This window comes from Allgaiera indica (assembly GCF_900106675.1).
In the GTDB taxonomy this organism is placed as follows: Bacteria; Pseudomonadota; Alphaproteobacteria; order Rhodobacterales; family Rhodobacteraceae; genus Acidimangrovimonas; species Acidimangrovimonas indica.
Genome location: NZ_FNOB01000002.1, coordinates 114,855 through 134,244 on the forward strand (window position 1 = coordinate 114,855; position 19,390 = coordinate 134,244).

Here is a 19,390-nt window from a genome sequence, read left to right on the forward strand (position 1 = left end):
TCCGGCCCGCCACCGGGATACCCCGTCTTGGAACCATTCCAGAACTTGACTCTTCCCGTTCCAGGGCGCATATCCGAGTGTAACAGTCGGAGATTTCCCATGTTCATCCAGACCGAATCCACCCCGAACCCCGCGACGCTGAAATTCCTGCCCGGCCGCGAGGTCGTGGCCGCCGGCACCGCCGATTTCCCGACCCGCGCCGATGCCCAGGGCTCCCCCCTGGCCGAGCGCCTGTTCGCGGTCGAGGGGGTCGAGGGCGTCTTCTTCGGACCCGACTTCATCACCGTGACCAAGGCCGAGAACCAGGTCTGGGATCACCTGAAACCCTCGATCCTCGGCGCGATCATGGAACATTTCCAATCCGGCCAGCCGGCGATGGGCACCGCCACCGGCGCCGGCGGCCACCAAAGCCATGAGGACGGCCCCGACAGCGAGATCGTGACCCAGATCAAGGAGTTGCTGGACACCCGCGTGCGCCCCGCCGTGGCCCAGGACGGCGGCGACATCACCTTCCACGGCTACGATCGCGGCATCGTCTACCTGCACATGCAGGGCGCCTGCGCCGGCTGCCCCTCTTCGACGCTGACGCTGAAGATGGGGATCGAGAACCTGCTGCGCCACTACATCCCCGAAGTGCTGGAGGTGCGCCCGGTTGCGGCCTGAGGCGGACACCGCCCCGATGATCCTGGGCTTCGACACATCGGCCGCGCATTGCGCGGCCGCTTTGCTCTCTGGCGACCGCATCCTTTCCGCCCGGGCCGAGACGATGGACAAGGGCCAGGCCGAACGGCTGATGCCGCTGCTCGAGGAAGTGCTGGCGGAGGCCGGCGTCGCGTGGCGCGACCTCGCCGCGCTCGGCGTCGGGGTGGGGCCGGGCAATTTCACCGGCATCCGCATCGCGGTTTCGGCCGCGCGCGGGCTGGCGCTGGCGCTGAAGATCCCCGCGATCGGGGTCAGCAGCTTCGAGGCGCTGGCGGACGGTCATGACGGCCCGGTCACCGCGCTGGTCGATGCGCGGCGCGGCGCGGTCTATGCGCAGCGCCTGCCCGGCGGCACCCCTGCCCTGATGCCACGCGAAGACGCGCTGGAACAGGCGCAGGGCAGCCGCGTGGCCGAGGCGACGGATCCCCGGACCCTTGCCACCGCGATCGCCCGCATCGCCGCCGCCCGCCGGGACGCGCCGCAACCGCGCCCGGCGCCGCTGTATCTGCGCGGCGCCGATGCCGCGCCGCCCTCCGATCCGCCGCCGGTGATCCTGCCATGAAGCCCGAGGCCGGCCCCCAGGCCCTTGCCGCCCTGCATGCGCGCAGCTTCACCACCCCACGCCCCTGGAACGCGGACGAATTCGCCAGCCTGCTGTCGCTGCCCGGAAGCTTCCTGAAGGTGCGCCCGCAGGCCTTCGTGCTGGGCCGCGCCATCGCCGACGAGGCCGAATTGCTGACCCTTGCCGTCGCCCCCGAGGCCCGGCGCCGCGGCACCGGCCGTGCCCTGGTCGAGGATTTCGCCAACGAGGCCCGCGACCGCGGCGCCAGATCGGCCTTCCTGGAGGTCGCCGCCGACAACGCCCCGGCCCGCGCCCTATATGCCGCCACCGGATGGGAACAGGCCGGGGCGCGGCGCGGCTATTACACCACCCCCGAGGGCGCAAAGATCGATGCGCTGATCCTGCGCCGCCCGCTGACGTGAGGCCCCGGCCCGTCTGGCCCGCCATAGCCCGCGGCCTTCGCGCCCCGGCGTCGGCGCGCAGTGCCTCCGCCCCGCCCAGGTCTCGCCCGCATCCTTCAAAAATTGACCTGCCGGTAAAATTATTGCCGCGCGCGCGCAAAATGTTCCTTGATCTTGTCGGTCCGATTCGGCCTTATTCCACGAGGATCCGGCCACGGATCGGATCGCCCCTCTTCGGGCAGGGCCGACACAGGCACCGCCCCAAAACCAACCGGGAGACATTCATGACCGTGATGAAATCCACCCTCGGCGCCGCCGCGGTGCTTGCGTTGAGTGCCGTCGCAGCACTTGCCGAGCCCGCGATCATCTACGACATCGGCGGCAAATACGACAAATCCTTCAACGAGGCCGCCTTCCACGGCGCGGAGAAATGGGCCAAGGAAACCGGCAAGAAATACCGCGAGTTCCAGATCCAGACCCAGGCCCAGCGAAGCCAGGCGCTGCGCCAGCTGGCCCAGATGGGCGCCAACCCGATCGTGATGACGGGTTTCGCCTTCGCCGACACGCTGGACAAGGTGGCGCCGGACTATCCCAAGACCAAGTTCGTCATCGTCGATTCGGTGGTGAAGGAACCCAATGTCGAATCGATCGTCTTCCATGAGGAACAGGGATCCTACCTTGTCGGAATGCTCGCGGCGATGGCCTCGAAGACCGGCACCGTGGGCTTCATCGGCGGCATGGACATCCCGCTGATCCGCAAGTTCGAATGCGGCTATGCCCAGGGCGTGAAGGCGGTAGCGCCGAAGGACAAGGTCATCGGCAACATGACCGGCACCACGCCCTCGGCCTGGAACGACCCGGTGAAGGGCGGCGAACTGGCCAAGGCGCAGATGAGCCAGGGCGCGGATGTGGTCTTCGCCGCTGCCGGCGGCACCGGCATCGGCGTGCTGCAATCGATGGCGGATGCCGGCAAGCTGGGCATCGGCGTCGACAGCAACCAGGATTACCTGCACCCCGGCCATGTGCTGACCTCGATGGTCAAGCGCGTCGACGTGGCCGTCTACAATGCCTTCAAGGAAGGCAAGAACGTCAAGCCGGGCGTCAAGGTGATGGGCCTTTCCAACAACGGCGTGGATTATTCCTACGACCAGTACAACAAGAAGCTGATCACGCCCGAGATGAAGGCCAAGGTCGATGCCGCGAAGAAAGAGATCATCGACGGCAAGATCAAGGTCCACGACTACATGACCGACAATAAGTGCCCGGTTCAGATCGACTAGGGCGCGCAGATGTCGAACGACACCACACCGGGGCGGCAGGCGACTGCCGCCCCAGACGCTTCCGACTCCTTGTCCGCCGACGCCCCGCTGGCGATCGAGTTGCGCGGCATCTCGAAGGCCTTCGGACCGGTGCAGGCGAACAAGGACATCTCGATCCGGGTCCGGCGCGGCACGATCCACGGCATCATCGGCGAGAACGGCGCCGGGAAATCGACGCTGATGTCGATCCTTTACGGCTTCTACAAGGCCGACGCGGGCGAGATCCTGATCGGCGGCAAGCCCACGCAGATCCCCGACAGCCAGGCCGCGATCCGCGCCGGGATCGGCATGGTGTTCCAGCATTTCAAGCTGGTGCAGAACTTCACCGTGCTGGAGAACGTGATCCTGGGCGCCGAGGACGGCGCGCTGTTGCGCCCCTCGCTGGCCAAGGCCCGCAAGGAATTGCTGCATCTTGCCCGCGAATATGAGTTGAACGTCGATCCCGACGAGGTGATCGAGAACCTCTCGGTCGGGCACCAGCAGCGGGTCGAGATCCTCAAGGCGCTGTATCGCCAGGCCGATATCCTGATCCTGGACGAACCCACCGGCGTGCTGACCCCGGCCGAGGCCGATCACCTGTTTCGCATCCTCGCCAACCTGCGGCGCGAGGGCAAGACGATCATCCTGATCACCCACAAGCTGCGCGAGGTGATGGAGATCACCGACACGGTTTCAGTGATGCGCCGCGGCGAGATGACCGCGACGGTCAGGACCGCCGACACCAACCCCCAGGCGCTGGCCGAGCTGATGGTCGGCCGCAAGGTTCTGCTGCGGGTCGACAAGAAGCCCGCCCGGCCCGGCCGCACCGTCGTCGAGGTCGAGGATCTGCATGTGCGCGACCGGTTCGGGGTGGAGCGCCTGAAGGGCGTCAGCCTGCAGGTCCGCGCCGGAGAGATCCTGAGCATCGCCGGTGTCGCCGGCAACGGTCAGTCGGAACTGCTGGAGGTTCTGGGCGGCATCCGCGACGCCACCGGGCGCATCGTGCTGAACGGGCGCGAACTGCCGCTGGTCGGGCGGCCGGCGGATGCGCGCTCGCGCCGCGAGGCGGGCATCGCGCACGTGTCCGAGGACCGCCAGCATACCGGCCTGATCATGGATTTCGCCGCCTGGGAAAACATCGCCTTCGGCTATCACCACGATCCCGCCTATCAGCGCAATGCCCTGTTGATGGACAATGCCGCGATCCTGCGCGAGGCCCAGGCCAAGATGGAGCGTTTCGACGTGCGCCCGCCGGATGCGAAACTGGCGGCGAAGAACTTCTCGGGCGGCAACCAGCAGAAGATCGTGCTGGCGCGCGAGATCGAGCGCAACCCCGACCTGCTGCTTGTCGGCCAGCCGACCCGCGGCGTCGACATCGGCGCGATCGAGTTCATTCACCAGCAGATCGTGGCGCTGCGCGACGCGGGCAAGGCGATCTTGCTGGTTTCGGTGGAACTCGATGAGATCATGTCGCTGTCCGACCGGATCGCGGTGATGTTCGACGGCCGCATCATGGGCGAACGCCTGCCCGATCAGACGGATGAGCGCGAATTGGGACTTCTGATGGCCGGTGTGACCGGCAAACCGGACGGAGAGGCCGCCTGATGGAACGAATGCCGCATTGGGCCGATGTGGTCCTGGTTCCGCTGCTCAATCTGCTGATCGCCTTCTTCCTGTCGGGACTGGTGATGTGGGCGATCGGGGAAAACCCGTTCGAGGCGATCCGGATCATGGTGACTGGGGCGCTGGGGTCCACCTATGGCTGGGGCTATACCCTTTATTACGCCACCAATTTCATGCTGACGGGGCTTGGCTTTGCGGTGGCCTCGCATGCGGGGCTGTTCAACATCGGCGGCGAGGGCCAGGCGACGATGGGGGGGCTGGGCGTGGCGCTAATGTGCCTGTTCATCCCCTGGCCGAACTGGTGGCTGGCGATTGTCGGCGCAAGCGTCGGCGCGGCGCTGCTGGGGGCGGCCTGGGCCGCGATCCCGGCCTGGCTGCAGGCCAGGCGCGGCAGCCATATCGTGATCACCACGATCATGTTCAACTTCATCGCCTCGGCGCTGTTGAACTACCTGCTGGTCAACGTGCTGCGCCCCGAAGGCTCGATGGATCCCTCGACCGCGAATTTTCCGGCCGCGACGACGCTGCCCTCTCTCCATCAGATGCTGGGGGTGTTCGGCATTCCCTTCGCCCGGCACACACCGGCCAATGTCACCCTTCTGCTGGCGGTGGCGGCCTGCGTGCTGGTCTGGCTGCTGATCTGGCACACCCGGCTGGGGTACGAGATCCGCGCCTTCGGCAAATCCGAACCCGCCGCCCATTACGCCGGTATCCGCCCGGTGCGCATCACCATGTACGCGATGCTGATTTCGGGCGCGCTGGGGGGCATGATGGCGGTGAATTCGACCATGGGCGAAAGCGGCCGGCTGATCATGAATGCCTCGGAAGGGGCCGGCTTCATCGGCATCGCGGTGGCGCTGATGGGGCGCAACCACCCGTTCGGGGTATTCCTGGCCGCGCTGCTGTTCGGCTTCCTCTATCAGGGCGGCGGCGAGCTGGCGCTTTGGGCCAATGTCCCGCGCGAATTGGTGATCGTGATCCAGGCGCTGGTGATCCTGTTCACCGGGGCGCTCGACAATGTCGTCAGGATGCCGCTTGAGAAACTGTTCCTGCGGCGCCGGAAAGGACGCGCGTGATGGATTACGCCACGATCATCGAGATCCTCGACAGCTCGGTCCGGCTGGGCACGCCGCTGCTGCTGGCCTGTCTGGCGGGGCTGTTTTCCGAACGCGCCGGCATCTTCGATATCGGGTTGGAAGGCAAGATGCTGGCCGCGGCGATGATGTCGGGGGCCGTGGCCTATGTCACCAACGACGCCTGGCTGGGGCTGTTGGCGGGGATCGGCGCCGCGATGCTGTTCTCGCTGATCCACGGGCTGGCCTCGATCACCTTCCGCGGCAATCAGCTGATCTCGGGGGTGGCGCTTAACTTCCTGGCATCGGGGATGACCGTGCTGCTGGCGCAAAGCTGGTTCCAGCAGGGCGGCGCCACGCCCTCGCTGCGCCCCGGCGGCCGGTTCGAGCCGATCACCCTGCCCTTCGCCAAGGAGATCGGCGCGATCCCCGGGGTCGGCCCCGTCTATCAGCATCTGCTTTCGGGGCATACGATCCTGGTCTACATCGCCTTCCTGTGCGTGCCCGCCACCTGGTGGGTGCTGTACAAGACCCGCTTCGGGCTGCGGCTGCGCGCGGTGGGCGAAAACCCCGCCGCCGTCGATGTGGCCGGCGTTTCGGTGATCCGCCTGCGCTATTCGGCGGTGCTGATCGCCGGGTTGCTCACCGGCGCGGCCGGCGCCTATCTGTCGACATCGCTGGCCTCGGGCTTCGGGCGCGAAATGACGGCGGGACGCGGCTATATCGCGCTGGCGGCACTGATCTTCGCCAAATGGCGGCCGTGGTACGCGCTGGGTTCGACCATGCTGTTTGGCTTCTTCGCGGCGCTGTCATACCGCTACCAGACGCTCGACATCGGGCCGCTGCACATCCCCAACCAGGTGATGGAAGCCCTGCCCTACATCCTGACCGTGATCATCCTTGCAGGCTTTGTCGGCAAGGCGATCCCGCCACGCGCCGGAGGTGAGCCCTATGTCAAGGAACGCTGAGACGCTGGCCGATCTGATCCGGGCGCGGGCGGGCGCGGAACCCGTCGCGCTGGGGCTGATCCTGGGCTCGGGGCTGGGTCCTCTGGCCGAGGCCGTCGACGGCGTCGCGATCCCCTATGCCGAACTGGAGGGCTTTCCCCATGCCGGCGTCTCGGGGCACAGCGCGAAACTGGTGGTCGGCGATCTGGAGGGCACCCGCGTGGCGATCTTCGCCGGGCGCGCGCATTACTACGAATCCGGCCGCGCGGACGCCATGCGCCGGCCGCTTGAAGTGCTGCGCGCCCTGGGGGCCGAGCGGCTGATCGCGACCAACGCGGCCGGATCCCTGCGCCCCGACATCCCGCCCGGCGGGCTTATGCTGCTGAGCGATCATATCAATTTTTCGGGAACGAACCCCCTGATCGGAGAGCCCAGCGACGCCCGTTTCGTCCCCCTGACCGATGCCCATGACGCCGAGATGCGCGCCGGGCTGCAGGCCGCTGCCCGGGCCGAGGGCATCGCCCTGCCCGAAGGCGTCTATGCCTGGTTCTCGGGGCCCAGCTTCGAGACCCCCGCCGAAATCCGCGCCATCCGGACGCTTGGCGCCGATGCCGTCGGCATGTCCACGGTGCCCGAGGTGATCCTGGCGCGGTTCCTGGGGCTGCGGGTCGCAGCGATATCGACGATCACCAACATGGGCGCCGGACTGGCTGATGAAGAGATCAGCCACGCCCAGACCAAGGCGGTCGCGCCACAGGGCGCGGAAAAACTCGAACGGATCCTGCGACGATATTTGCTAAGTTGAATGTGAATTCTTCATATTCACGTATGCAAAGGTTTGACTCCAAGGCCGAGCCAGTGCATCAGAACGCAACTTTCCGCGACGCGGGGCCGCTATGCAAATATACCTTCCCATCGCCGAAGTCGTGGTCAACGCCTTCCTGCTGTTTGGCATCGGCGGTGTCGTCGGGCTTTTGTCGGGCATGTTCGGCGTCGGCGGCGGTTTTCTGATCACCCCTGCCCTGTTCTTCATCGGCATCCCGCCGACCGTCGCGGTTTCGACCGGCGCGGTGCAGGTGGTGGCCTCGTCGGTTTCAGCGGTGATGGTGCATCTCAAGCGCCGCACGGTCGATTTCCGCATGGGCACGGTGATGCTGCTGTCGGGTTTCGTCGGTTCGACCATCGGCATCTATGTGTTTCGCGAACTGGAACGTCTTGGCCATATCAACCTGTTCGTCGAGGTCTCCTACGTCGTGCTGATGGGGCTGATCGGGACAATGATGTTCCAAGAAAGCCTGCGGGCGATCCTGCGCAACCGGCGCGAGGCCCGCGACGGCAAGACGGCGCCGGTGCGCCGCCGGGGCCATTCCAAGGCGCAGAAATGGCCGCTGAAGGTGAAATTCCGCACCTCGGGTCTGTATATCTCGGTGCTGCCGCCGATCCTGCTGGGGGTGTTCATCGGCTTCCTGACCACGACACTGGGCGTCGGCGGCGGGTTCATCCTGGTGCCCGCGATGATCTACATCCTGGGGATGAACACCAAGGTGGTTGTCGGCACCTCGCTTTATCAGGTGATCTTCATCTCGGCCTATGCGGTGATGGCCCACGTCCTGACCAGCCAGTCGGTGGATCTGGTGCTTGCGCTGCTCTTGATCGTCGGCGGCGTGGTGGGGGCGCAGATCGGCGCGATCATCGGGCTGCGGCTGAAGGCCGAACAACTGCGCATCCTGCTGGCGCTTCTGGTGCTGGCGGTCTGCCTGAAGATCTTCTTCGGGCTGGTGCTGCATCCGGCGGATCTTTACAATCTCAACGTGGTGGGGCACGCGTCATGACCCGGCTCCTGCTGACGCTGCTGTTTGCGCTTTTCGCCACCACCGCCGGCGCCCAGAAGCTGGTGACTGGGGTCAGCCGCGATCAGGTGGCGATCACCGCCAATTTCGACGGCTCCGACATCCTGGTCTATGGTGCCGTCGCCCGCGACGCGCCCCTGCCCAAGGGCCAGACCCAGAATATCGTCATCACCCTGGAAGGCCCGTCAGAGCCGCTGATCGTGCGCAAAAAGGCCCGGATCTTCGGCATCTGGGCAAACCATGAATCGGTGCATGTCGACAGCGCGCCCAGCTTCTATGCGGTGTCGACCACCGGGCCGCTGTTCGATCTCATCTCGCATACCGAGGATCTGCGCTATCACATCTCGGTCCCGCTTGCGATCCGCGAGATCGGCGGCACGGCCACTGCCCAACATCCGAAGAAGTTCATCGACGCGCTGATCAAGATCCGCACCAAGGATGGCAAGTACGAAAACGAAATCGGCGCAGTCAAGTTCAGGGACAACACGCTGTTCAGCACCCGGGTGCAGTTGCCCGCGAACCTGACCGAGGGCGCGTACAAGCTGCGCATCTTCCTGACCCAGGATCGCAAGGTGATCGACATGTCGGAAACCTCGATCGAGGTGCGCAAGGCCGGGATCGAACGCTGGCTGTTCAACCTGTCGGCCGATCGCCCGGCGCTTTACGGCATTCTGTCGCTGTTCATCGCGATCAGCGCGGGCTGGCTGGCCTCGGCCGCGTTCCAGCTGCTGCGGCGCTAGGCACGCGGTCCGGGCCTTCGCCCCGGCACCAAGCCTTGCCGCGCCCGGTTCAGCCGCGCCCGATATAGGGCATCTTCGTCGCCATCAGCGTCATGAACTGCACGTTCGCCTCGGGTGGCAGCCGGGCCATGTTCAGCACCGCCTCGGCGACATGCGCCACATCCATCGTCGGCGGCACCGGGGCCTCTGGGTCCTCGGCGCGGGCACGGTCGATCACCTCCTGCAACAACTCGGTGCGGGCATTGCCAATGTCGATCTGCCCGCAGGCGATGTCATAGGGCCGCCCATCCAGCGACAGCGACTTTGTCAGCCCGGTGATCGCGTGTTTGGTCGTCGTATAGGCGACCGAGCCGGGCCGCGGCACATGGGCCGAGATCGAGCCGTTGTTGATGATCCGCCCCCCCTGCGGCCGCTGCGCCCGCATCGCGCCGAAGGCCGCGCGGGCGCAATAGAACATCCCCGTCAGGTTCACCGCCACGGCCCGGGCCCAATCCTCGTTCGAGACCATGTCGATCGAGCCCTGGGGCGGAAAGAGGCCGGCATTGTTGAACAGCACGTCGATCCGGCCGAACCGCGCGGCGGCGGCGGCGAAGGCCGCGTCCACCGCGTCCGGATCGGTCACGTCGCATTGCTGCGCCAGGGCGCGCGCCTCGCCATCCGCGATCTCCTGCAACCGGTCCAGCCGGCGCGCCAGCAAGGCGACGTTCCAGCCTTCGCGCAGGAACAGCAAGGCCACCGCACGGCCGATGCCGGCGCTGGCGCCGGTGACGATCACGGTCCCCGCGGCGGCGCTGTCGGCGGCCCGCGCCACCCTAGAAGGCCTTGAAGGTGATCGTGGTCAGCGTGCGGCTGATGCCGGGGATGTCGAACAGCCGGTCGGAAAGGTAATGCCCCACGTCCTGCCCGTCGGGGATATAGACCTTGGCCAGCAGGTCGTAATCACCCGAGGTCGAGAACAGCTCGGACACGACCTCTCGGTCATAGATCGCTTCGGCCACCTCGTAGGTCTGGCCGGGCTGGCAGCGGAACTGGACGAATACGCAGCGCATCGGGATCTCCTTTGTTTGGCGCCAGACTAGGGCGTCGGGGCGCGGCTCGCCAGAGGGGTTCGGCGGGTGGCCGCGCCAGTCCGGGAATTGCCGCGCGGCTCCCCCCCCGGGCGGAGGCGGGCGCCGGGGGGGGCACGGCGTCCAGACCCGCGCGGGATGTCCGCGCCGCAAAGACGCCATGAAAGGCCCGATGCGGCCTGTGTTCCCGCCCGGCGCAAATCCCCGGTGCGGGGAAAAAGCCGCCCACCGCCGGCCGAATGTGCGCGGATGCGCAGCCTGCCTGCGCCACTTCAAGCTGACGCACATGCCCCGCCTACTATATGAATGAAGTGCAGGCGAAAGGAGAAAGACATGAGCTGGAACCCCGCACTGGACCCCGCCATCCCCGTCGGCGACGCCGTTGACCGGATCGAGACCGAGATCGTCCCTCGTGCCCGCGACCTGGGCGGTTTCGAGGTGCGCCGCGCCCTGCCCTCGGCCCGGCGCCAGATGGTCGGCCCGTTCATCTTCTTCGACCAGATCGGGCCGTCGGAATTCCTGACCGGTCAGGGCATCGACGTGCGCCCGCATCCGCATATCGGGCTGGGCACGGTGACCTATCTGCTGCAGGGCCGCCTGCATCACCGCGATTCCCTGGGTACCGATCAATGGATCGAGCCGGGCGCGGTGAACTGGATGGTCGCAGGCCACGGCATCACCCATTCCGAACGCACCGACGAGGGCGAGCGTGACCATGTGCGCCAGATGCTGGGCGTGCAGACCTGGCTTGCCCTGCCCGAGGACCGCGAAGAGGGTGCCGCGGATTTCCTGCATGTGGCCAGGGCGGAGCTGCCCGTTCTGGAAGGCGAGGGCAAGAAGCTGCGGCTGATCCTGGGCACCGGCTGGGGCGAAAAGGCCCCGTTCGAGATGCCGTCCGAGACCTTCTATGCCGATGCCGAACTGGCGCCGGGCGCGGCAATCCCGCTGCCCGACGACCACGAGGACCGCGGTGTCCATATCCTTCAGGGCAGCGTCTCGGTCGGCGGCGAGACCTACGCGGCCGGGCGGATGCTGGTGTTCCGCCCCGGCGATCGGATCGCGGTGCGGGCGGGCGATCAGGGCGCGCGGATCATGCTGCTGGGCGGCGCCACACTGGGCGGGCCGCGCTATATCTGGTGGAATTTCGTGGCCTCGTCGAAGGACAAGATCGAGGCCGCGAAAGAGGCCTGGCGCGCCGGCGACTGGGCGCATGGCCGCTTCCGCCTGCCGCCCGGCGACAATGGCGAATTCATCCCCGCGCCGGAGCGGTAGGCGGCGGGGCGACGCGCCCACTAAGCCGCGAAAGCAGGGCGAGCGCCTGCCCACGGGGTGGCGCGCCGACCGGTCGCGCATCGCCATTTATGGCCCAACCCCTCCCCGCGCTGAGACGCGATCGAGAGCTGCAAAGCGCCAGCCCGTCCGGGCGGGCAGGCGCTCTCCCTGCGCGTTCCACGCGCGTACCGGCCGGCAAGAGGTCCGGCTCGGCGCCCGCGGCCCTCTCGGCGCGCGAGGTGCTGCGCCGGCGCCGCCCCATCCTCCTCCGCTGGCACTGCAAACCGTCAGGGCCCCGCGCGCAGCGCCCCCTTTGCGCGTAAATTTCCGGCCACGCGCCGCCCCTGCCCCGCGCGCGGCCATTGACACCCCCCGGGCCGCGTCGGATAGGGATGCGAACCTGACCGGAGGCCCCCGAATGCGCATCCTCGAAGACGCCGTGATCGCGGAACTGCCGAACTACTACCGCGGCAAGGTGCGCGACAATTACGACCTTCCCGCCGACGCCACCCACGGCCCGCGGCGGATCATCATCTCTTCCGACCGGATCAGCGCCTTCGACCGCATCCTGGCCTGCATCCCCTGGAAGGGCCAGGTGCTGACGCAAGTTGCGCGCTACTGGTTCGAGCGGACCGCCGACATCTGCCCCAACCATGTGCTCGACTACCCCGATCCCAACGTGGTGGTGGGCAAGCGGCTGGACATCCTGCCGGTCGAGGTGATCGTGCGCGGCTATCTTGCGGGCAGCACCGGCACCTCGATCCTGACGCTCTACAAGCAGGGCCAGCGGCGAATGTACGGCCACCAATTCCCCGAGGGCCTGCGCGACAACGAGGCCCTGCCCGCGCCGATCATCACCCCCACCTCGAAGGCCTTCGACGGCGGCCACGACGAGCCGCTGACCGCCGAACAGATCGTGGCCGACGGCCTGCTGACCCAGGCGCAGTGGGACCGGGTCGCGGAATACGCGCTGGCGCTTTTCGCCCGCGGCCAGAAGATCGCCGCCGAACGGGGGCTGATCCTGGTCGACACGAAATACGAATTCGGCACCGATGCCGAGGGCCGCATCCTGCTCGCCGACGAGATCCACACCCCGGACAGTTCGCGTTACTGGATCGCCGATGGCTATCAGTCTGCGCTGGAAAACGGCACCCGTCCGCCCAGCTTTGATAAGGATTTCATCCGCGCCTGGGTCGGCGCGCGCTGCGATCCCTATCACGACCCGATCCCCGAGATCCCCGCCGAAATGATCGAAAAGACCAGCCAGGTCTATATCCAGGCCTATGAGGCGATCACCGGCCAGCCCTTCGTCCCCGACGCCGGCGGCGCCACGCCGCTTGATCGCGTGCGCGCCAACCTTGGCCCCTATTTCCCTCGCTAGGGCAAGCCGGGGCCGTCAGCCCAACAGCACCGGCCGCACGAGGTCAGTGTTGTCGACGACGATATCGGCCCGCGCGCGGGGTCCGCACAGTCGGTCATACAGAGCAAAGGCAGGGCGGTAGCGTTCGGCATAGAGCCGCCGCGCGGCGGCAGTGCCACCCAGCCTGTCGGCATCACGCCCCAGCCCGCGCCGTTCGGCCTCGGCCTCGGTCGTGCTCAGGAAGACCGTGACATCCCAGGCCCCGGCCAGTTCCGGCCGCATCAGGAAGGTGCCATCGACGATCAGCACGGCCTCTTCGGGGGCCAAGCTGGGCGGCTGATCGATCGGCTGGTCGCGTTCAAGATCGAAGCTGGCCGTGCGATAGCGCCGGTCGCCCCCGGGCCCCAGGGGATCGAGCAAAAGCTCCCTCACCGCCCCCAGATCGCGCGCATCGTAATAATACCCCTCCGCCGACATGCGCCCCCGTGCGTAGCGTTCCGCCCGCGGGCGGTGAAACCCGTCGATCGAGGTCTGGATGACCGGGCGCCCCAAGGCCGCGATCGTCTCGGCCAAGGCGTAGGCAAGCGTGGTTTTCCCCGAGGCGGTGCGCCCGTCGATCGCCACCCGAAGCGGCCCGCCAGCCCCGGCGGCCAGGATCCTGCGCGCCAACTCCTGCAGGACGGTCTTGCGAGTGGTCCTCATGGAAACCCTTTCCTGCCCGTGGTGTCGCTAGAAACTGACCCGGACGCCGCCCTCGCGCAAGCGGGCGCCGATCACAGGATGTGAACGCAGGTTTCAGACCGTTTCGCAGGCCACCGGCAGGGGTTGCCCTTCCGCCCGCCCGGACGGAAGCTGCTGCCCGAGAATCGTGAAAGGAACGACATGTCCCTGCCCCCCTTCACCCGCGCCGAATACGACGCCCGCATTACCCGCACCCGCGCCGCTATGGACCGCGCCGGGGTCGATCTACTGATCGTCACCGACCCGTCCAACATGCACTGGCTGACCGGCTATGACGGCTGGTCCTTCTACGTCCATCAAGCGGTGGTGCTGACCATGACGGGCGAACCGCTGTGGTTCGGCCGCGCCATGGATGCCGAGGGCGCCAAGCTGACCGCCTGGCTGGCCGAGGACAGCCTGATCCCCTACCCCGACCATTACGTCCAGTCGACCGAGCGCCATCCCATGGATTACCTCTCGGCCCAGCTGATCGACCGCGGCCACGGCGCGGCGCGGATCGGCGTGGAGATGGACAATTACTGGTTCACCGCGGCGGCCTTCGCCAGCCTTTCGCGCAACCTGCCGAACGCGCCCTTCACCGATTGCACGGGCCTCGTGAATTGGCAGCGCGCGGTCAAGTCCGAGGCCGAGATCGCCCATATGCGCCAGGCCGCGCGTCTGGTCGAGGCGATGCACGCCCGCATCCGCGACGTGGCCGAGGTCGGCATGCGCAAATGCGATCTGGTGGCCGAGATCTACGACGCAAGCTTGCGCGGCGTGCCCGGGATCGGCGGCGATTATCCGGCGATCGTGCCGATGCTGCCCTCGGGCCGCGAGGCCACCGCGCCACACCTGACCTGGGACGAACGCCCGCTGCAGAAGGGCGAAGGCACCTTCTTCGAGATCGCCGGCGTCTACCGCCGCTATCATTGCCCGCTGTCGCGCACCCTCTTCCTGGGCGAACCCACCCAGACCTTCCGCGACGCCGAGGCGGCGGTCGCCGAGGGGATGGAGGCCGGCCTCGCCTCCGCCAGGCCCGGCAACACCTGCGAGGACATCGCGGTGGCCTTCTTCGACACGCTGGCCAGGCACGGCTTCGAGAAGGACAGCCGCACCGGCTATCCCATCGGGCTGAGCTATCCGCCCGACTGGGGCGAGCGCACCATGAGCCTGCGCCGCGGCGACAAGACGGAGCTGGTGACGGGCATGACCTTCCACTTCATGACCGGGCTCTGGCTGCAGGACATGGGCTTCGAGATGACCGAAAGCATCCTGATCACCGAAACCGGGGTGGAATGCCTGGCCAACGTGCCGCGCGAACTGGTGGTGAAAGCCTAGGTTGCAAGGCCGGCGCCGGGGGCTCTGCCCCCGGACCCCCGGAGTATTTGCGCCAAGATGAAAGAAATCGGGCGCATTTCGTCCTTCATCTTGGGAAAAATACTCCACGGGGGTCTGGGGGTGTGAAACCCCCAGCCTCCTACATTTCCACCCAGATCGTGACGGGGCCGTCGTTGGTCAGGCTGACCGACATGTCGGCGCCGAATTCGCCGGTCCGCACCACGATCCCGAGACCCGCGAGCGCGGCCGCGAAATATTCATAGAGGCGCTTGCCCTCGTCGGGGGGCGCGGCGGCCGAAAAGCCGGGCCGGTTGCCGTGCGAGGTGTCGGCGGCCAGGGTGAACTGGCTGACCACCAGCGCCGCGCCGCCGGTGTCTAGAAGCGAGCGGTTCATCTTGCCCGCCGCGTCCCTGAAGATCCGAAGTTTCGCGATCTTCGCCGCCAGTGCGTCGGCCTGTACATCGGTATCGCCCTGCATGGCGCAGACCAGGATCAGAAGGCCGGGGCCGATTTCACCCGTCACCCGTTCCCCGACCGCGACCCGCGCCGTGCTCACCCGTTGGATCAATGCTCTCATCGTGCCGGTCTAGCCTAGTCCAGCGTCCGGCGGAAGCGGCTGAGCGCCAGCAGCGAGAACACCAGGATGAAGGCCAGAAGCGCCCCGACCTCGGGGCGCACCGTCGCAAGGTCCGCGCCCTTCAGCATCACCGCCCGCACCAGCCGCAGGAAATGCGTCAGCGGCAGCATCTCGCCCACCCATTGCGCCCAGCCCGGCATGCCGCGGAACGGGAACATGAAGCCCGACAGCAGGATCGAGGGCAGGAAGAAGAAGAACGCCAGCTGCATCGCCTGCATCTGGTTCCGCGCCATGGTCGAGATCGTGTAACCCAGAAGCACCAGCGCCAGCACGAACAGCAGCACCCCGAGCAGCAAAAGCCACATCGCGCCGACGAAGGGCACATGGAACAGCACCTTCGCCGCGCCCAGGATCACCGCCATCTGCACCGCCCCCACCGCAAGATAGGGCAACACCTTGCCCAGCATGATCTCGAGCGGCGAGACCGGCATCGCCAGCAGGTTCTCCATCGTGCCGCGCTCGGTCTCGCGGGTCAGCGCCATCGAGGTCATCATCACCATGGTCATCTGCAAGATCACCCCCAGAAGCCCCGGCACGATGTTGTACTGGGTGATGCCCTCGGGGTTGTAGCGCTTGTGCACGATCACCTGAAGCTGGCTGGCCGCGGCCTGCGCCGCCTGCGCCTCGGCGCCTGCCTCGCGCAGAAGCGCCTGCGACGCCACCGTGCCCAGCGTCGAGACCGCGCCCGAGGCCACCGCCGGATCGGTCGCGTCGGCCTCGATCAGGATCTGGGGATGGTCGCCGCGCGCCACCCGACGGCCGAAATCCGACGGGATGGTGACCACGAAGCTGACCGTGCCGTCCGCGATCAGCCGCTCGGCCTCGGCCGCCGAGACGTTCGGGTAGGTGAAATGGTAATAGCCCGTCATCTCCAGCGCGGTGACGATGGCACGGGTGTAGCGGTCCTGGGTCGGCGCCACCAACGCGGCGGGCAGATGCTTGGGGTCGGTGTTGATGGCGAACCCGAACAGGATCAGCAACAGCAGCGGAATGCCCAGCATCATCGCAAAGGTCACCCGGTCGCGCCGCATCTGGATGGTTTCCTTCACCAGCATCGCGCGCAGGCGGCGAAGCGACAGCACCCGGGTCATGCCATGTTGTCCTTCGCGCCGTGCATGAAATGGATGAAGGCGTCCTCCAGGCTGGTCTCGGCCGGCGTCGCGCGCGCGCCGGCCTCGGCCGCGATCCGAGTGACCGAAGCCTTCAGCGCCGCCGCGTCGCGGCCCACCACATGCAGCACCGCGCCGAAGGGCGCCACCTGCTCGACGCCCGGCGCCGCGCGCAGCCGGTCGTCCAGCGCGATCAGATCGGCGCCCACCCCGCCCTCGACCACATAGGTCGTCAGGCCCGCGCCCGCGACCACCTCGGCCACCGTGCCGCGCGCCACCAGCTTGCCATAGGAGATATAGTTGATCCGGTGGCAGCGCTCGGCCTCGTCCATGTAATGGGTGCTGACCAGCACCGTCATGCCACCCGCCGCCAGCCGGTGGATCTCGTCCCAGAATTCGCGCCGCGCCTTGGGGTCGACGCCCGCCGTGGGCTCATCGAGCAACAGAAGCCTGGGGTTGTGCATGATGCAGGCCGCCAGCGCCAGGCGCTGCTTCCAGCCACCCGAAAGACTGCCCGCCAACTGGTGCTGGCGCGATGTCAGGCCCAGGTCGGCCAGCGTGTCCGAGACGTATTTCTTCACCGGCCGCAGGTCGTAGAGACCCGCGACGAAGGCCAGGTTCTCGGCGATCGACAGATCCTCGTAGAAGCTGAACCTCTGGGTCATGTAGCCGACTTCGCGTTTGATGCGGCGGGCGTCGCGGCGCAGGTCGTGGCCCAGCACCTGGCCCTCGCCCGCGTCGGGCGTCAGCAGGCCGCACATCACCCGGATCGTCGTGGTCTTGCCCGAGCCGTTGGGACCCAGAAAACCCGCGATCTCGCCCGTCTCGACCTGCATCGAGACATTGTCCACCACGGTGCGCTCGCCGTAGCGCTTCACCAGCCCCTTCACGTCGATCGCGGGGCGGCCGCCGGAGCCGGGCGGCGCGGGGACGGGCGTGGCGGGGACGGGCGTGGCGGGGGCGGCGCTCACTTGTCCGCCCCCGGCAGGTCCACGTCGACGATCTGGCCGGGCTTGAGCAGCACCGCGCCCGGCTCGGGCTTTGCCTCGACCAGATAGACAAGCTTCTGGCGGTTTTGCAGCGAATAGATCACCGGCGGTGTGAATTCGGGGCTGTCCGAGACATAGGTCACCTTCGCCTTCTCGCCGCGGCCGCAGCCGTCGCAATGGACATTCAGGACGGCGCCGGGGTGAATGCGGGCAAACGCGGTCTCGGGGAAATACAGCTTCAGCTTCACCGCCCCGTCGGGCAGGAACGAGATCACCGGCGCTTGCGGACCGGCGATTTCCCCCGCCCGGCGCAGGATGTCAAAGACGGTGCCCGCCCTGGGCGCCAGCAGCGTGCGCTGCGACAGCTGCCAGGCGGCGGCGTCGCGGCGGGCGCGGGCCTGGGCCACCGCGGCCTCGGCGGCCTCGATCTGCTTGGGGCGTGCGGGCAGCCGCGCGACGGCCAGGTTGGCCTTGGCCTGGGCCACCTGGGCGCGGGCCACCTCAAGCTGGGTCGTCGCGCCGTCAAGTTGCGCCTGGCTGGTCACCCCGCGGTCGTTCAGGCTGCTCAGCCGGGCGACTTCCTTCGATGCCTCATTCGCCTGCGCCTCGGCCGAGGCCAGCGTCGCCGCGATCACCGCGATCTCCTGCGGGCGGCGGCCTTCCTGAAGGTTGGCCAACTGGCTTTGCGCCTGGGCAAGCGCGGCAGTGGCCTGGGCCAGCGCGATTTCGGCATCGCGGTGCTCGGTGACCGCCAGCACCGCGCCTGCCTTGACATGCTGCCCCCGGCGTACCTTCAGCGCCTCTACCTGGGCCACGGCGACCGGCGCGACCAGAACGTAATCGCCCTCGACATAGCCGGTGGCCAGCGGCGGGGGCGCGGCGCAGGCCGACAGGAAGGCGCTGAGGACCGGCACGGAACACAGGATCATTTGGCTTTCCCCTCGGCTGTGGCCGCATCGAGCGCGGCGTTGAGGTGGCGGACCAGGATGTCGCACAGCGGCCCGGCCTGCATCTGCCGCCACCCCATCCGGCGCAGGATGATCGGGCGTCCGATGCGGAAATAGATGATCTGGCCGATCATCGCGAAGACCGACAGGCGGGTGTCCTCGCTGTCGGGGTCGGTGCCGGTGGCCTGCCCCCACAGGCGGCACAATTCGCCGTGCCTGGGGGAAACGACGCTGTCGTACAGGCGGTCGAGCGTGCCGGCCTCGTCGGTCATCTCGCGCAGCAGGAAGGCGGCAAGATCGGCGGCCTCGGGCGCGGCGGCGATAAAGGCGACCATGGCGCGCACCCCGGCCTGCAGGCGCTGCCGAGCCTCTTGCGGGGAACGCGGCGGCGAGCCGGCCTCGACCCTCGCCATCACCCCGGCCAGGCGCCGGGCGACCTCATCCGCGCAGGCAAGCCTGAGCCCGGCCTTGGAGCCGAAGTGATAACCGATCGCGGCCACATTCGCCCCCGCCCGCGCCGCGATCTCGCGCGTCGAGGCCGCGGCGAAGCCCTTGTGCCCGAAAAGATGCAGCCCCGCCGCGATCAGCGCGGCACGGGTGGCCTCGGGGCCAGCCTCGTCGCGGCCAGTGCTGGGGCCAGTGTTGGGGCCAGTCCGGTCGGCACGGTTCTTTGGCGCAGATGTCTTGTCGGGATCGCGGGGCATGGGACCTCTCATTCAAACGAATGATTAAATCAAACGTTTGATCATGTCCAG

General features: G+C 67.5%; 21 protein-coding genes. 13 read left to right on the forward strand and 8 right to left on the reverse strand.

Annotated features, from left to right (window positions below):
* The first annotated feature begins 99 nt into the window (after positions 1-99).
* The 10 genes from BLV97_RS02230 (at position 100) to BLV97_RS02275 (ending at position 9,196) form a co-directional block, all read left to right on the forward strand.
* Complete coding sequence (locus BLV97_RS02230) at positions 100-663, forward strand: NifU family protein (protein ID WP_035840866.1); 564 nt, start codon at positions 100-102, stop codon at positions 661-663.
* Positions 653-1,264: a tRNA (adenosine(37)-N6)-threonylcarbamoyltransferase complex dimerization subunit type 1 TsaB gene (gene tsaB, locus BLV97_RS02235; RefSeq protein WP_035840868.1), complete on the forward strand. Its 612-nt coding sequence runs from the start codon at positions 653-655 to the stop codon at positions 1,262-1,264. The genes BLV97_RS02230 and tsaB overlap by 11 nt, the downstream gene beginning before the upstream one ends.
* Positions 1,261-1,686: a GNAT family N-acetyltransferase gene (locus BLV97_RS02240; protein WP_035840870.1), complete on the forward strand. Its 426-nt coding sequence runs from the start codon at positions 1,261-1,263 to the stop codon at positions 1,684-1,686. Before tsaB ends, BLV97_RS02240 begins: the two co-directional genes overlap by 4 nt.
* 263 nt (positions 1,687-1,949) lie before the next feature.
* A complete protein-coding gene (locus BLV97_RS02245; protein WP_035840872.1) occupies positions 1,950-2,945 on the forward strand; it encodes a BMP family lipoprotein in 996 nt (331 codons plus the stop codon).
* 9 nt (positions 2,946-2,954) lie between these two features.
* On the forward strand, positions 2,955-4,568 hold the full coding sequence (locus BLV97_RS02250; RefSeq protein WP_035840875.1) for an ABC transporter ATP-binding protein: 1,614 nt from the start codon (positions 2,955-2,957) through the stop codon (positions 4,566-4,568).
* Entirely contained in the window at positions 4,568-5,662 is a 1,095-nt protein-coding gene (locus BLV97_RS02255) for an ABC transporter permease (RefSeq protein WP_035840878.1), read from the forward strand. The genes BLV97_RS02250 and BLV97_RS02255 overlap by 1 nt, the downstream gene beginning before the upstream one ends.
* Positions 5,662-6,627, forward strand: a complete 966-nt coding sequence (locus tag BLV97_RS02260) for an ABC transporter permease (protein ID WP_035840881.1) — start codon at positions 5,662-5,664, stop codon at positions 6,625-6,627. The genes BLV97_RS02255 and BLV97_RS02260 overlap by 1 nt, the downstream gene beginning before the upstream one ends.
* Positions 6,611-7,411 carry a purine-nucleoside phosphorylase gene (locus BLV97_RS02265; protein WP_035840882.1) on the forward strand — a complete coding sequence of 267 codons (801 nt, stop codon included), beginning with the start codon at positions 6,611-6,613 and terminating at the stop codon, positions 7,409-7,411. The genes BLV97_RS02260 and BLV97_RS02265 overlap by 17 nt, the downstream gene beginning before the upstream one ends.
* A gap of 91 nt (positions 7,412-7,502) precedes the next feature.
* Entirely contained in the window at positions 7,503-8,438 is a 936-nt protein-coding gene (locus BLV97_RS02270; protein ID WP_035840884.1) for a sulfite exporter TauE/SafE family protein, read from the forward strand.
* Entirely contained in the window at positions 8,435-9,196 is a 762-nt protein-coding gene (locus BLV97_RS02275) for a TIGR02186 family protein (RefSeq protein WP_035840885.1), read from the forward strand. The genes BLV97_RS02270 and BLV97_RS02275 overlap by 4 nt, the downstream gene beginning before the upstream one ends.
* Before the next feature lie 49 nt (positions 9,197-9,245).
* Here the strand turns inward: BLV97_RS02275 and BLV97_RS02280 are convergent, their stop codons facing one another.
* Positions 9,246-10,007 (reverse strand): SDR family oxidoreductase, encoded by a 762-nt coding sequence (locus tag BLV97_RS02280; protein ID WP_035840887.1) that lies wholly within the window; start codon positions 10,005-10,007, stop codon positions 9,246-9,248.
* A gap of 1 nt (position 10,008) precedes the next feature.
* Complete coding sequence (locus tag BLV97_RS02285) at positions 10,009-10,245, reverse strand: Lrp/AsnC ligand binding domain-containing protein (protein ID WP_035840890.1); 237 nt, start codon at positions 10,243-10,245, stop codon at positions 10,009-10,011.
* A gap of 351 nt (positions 10,246-10,596) precedes the next feature.
* Here BLV97_RS02285 and BLV97_RS02290 point away from each other — a divergent pair, with 351 nt between their 5' ends.
* Positions 10,597-11,535, forward strand: coding sequence for a pirin family protein (locus BLV97_RS02290; RefSeq protein ID WP_035840893.1), 939 nt, complete (start codon positions 10,597-10,599; stop codon positions 11,533-11,535).
* A 418-nt stretch (positions 11,536-11,953) separates the two neighbouring features.
* Positions 11,954-12,916, forward strand: coding sequence for a phosphoribosylaminoimidazolesuccinocarboxamide synthase (locus BLV97_RS02295; protein WP_035840895.1), 963 nt, complete (start codon positions 11,954-11,956; stop codon positions 12,914-12,916).
* 15 nt (positions 12,917-12,931) lie between these two features.
* On the opposite strand, the gene BLV97_RS02300 is transcribed toward BLV97_RS02295, so the two are convergent.
* Complete coding sequence (locus tag BLV97_RS02300; RefSeq protein WP_035840896.1) at positions 12,932-13,597, reverse strand: nucleoside/nucleotide kinase family protein; 666 nt, start codon at positions 13,595-13,597, stop codon at positions 12,932-12,934.
* Positions 13,598-13,777: 180 nt separating this feature from the next.
* On the opposite strand from BLV97_RS02300, the gene doeA reads away from it, so the two are divergent.
* Positions 13,778-14,953 (forward strand): ectoine hydrolase DoeA, encoded by a 1,176-nt coding sequence (doeA, locus tag BLV97_RS02305; RefSeq protein WP_035840898.1) that lies wholly within the window; start codon positions 13,778-13,780, stop codon positions 14,951-14,953.
* Between the two features lie 139 nt (positions 14,954-15,092).
* Here doeA and dtd read toward each other — a convergent pair whose 3' ends face one another.
* The 5 genes from dtd to BLV97_RS21755 all read right to left on the reverse strand — a co-directional run bounded on the left by dtd (position 15,093) and on the right by BLV97_RS21755 (position 19,339).
* Positions 15,093-15,530 (reverse strand): D-aminoacyl-tRNA deacylase, encoded by a 438-nt coding sequence (gene dtd / locus BLV97_RS02310; RefSeq protein WP_035840900.1) that lies wholly within the window; start codon positions 15,528-15,530, stop codon positions 15,093-15,095.
* A 14-nt stretch (positions 15,531-15,544) separates the two neighbouring features.
* Positions 15,545-16,681: an ABC transporter permease gene (locus tag BLV97_RS02315; protein WP_035840901.1), complete on the reverse strand. Its 1,137-nt coding sequence runs from the start codon at positions 16,679-16,681 to the stop codon at positions 15,545-15,547.
* Positions 16,678-17,595 carry an ABC transporter ATP-binding protein gene (locus BLV97_RS02320; RefSeq protein WP_035840937.1) on the reverse strand — a complete coding sequence of 306 codons (918 nt, stop codon included), beginning with the start codon at positions 17,593-17,595 and terminating at the stop codon, positions 16,678-16,680. The genes BLV97_RS02315 and BLV97_RS02320 overlap by 4 nt, the downstream gene beginning before the upstream one ends.
* Before the next feature lie 71 nt (positions 17,596-17,666).
* The gene (locus BLV97_RS02325; RefSeq protein ID WP_035840904.1) at positions 17,667-18,617 is read right to left on the reverse strand and encodes an HlyD family secretion protein; all 951 of its coding nucleotides are present in this window, start codon (positions 18,615-18,617) and stop codon (positions 17,667-17,669) included.
* Entirely contained in the window at positions 18,614-19,339 is a 726-nt protein-coding gene (locus BLV97_RS21755) for a CerR family C-terminal domain-containing protein (protein ID WP_081824984.1), read from the reverse strand. The genes BLV97_RS02325 and BLV97_RS21755 overlap by 4 nt, the downstream gene beginning before the upstream one ends.
* Between the last annotated feature and the right edge of the window lie 51 nt (positions 19,340-19,390).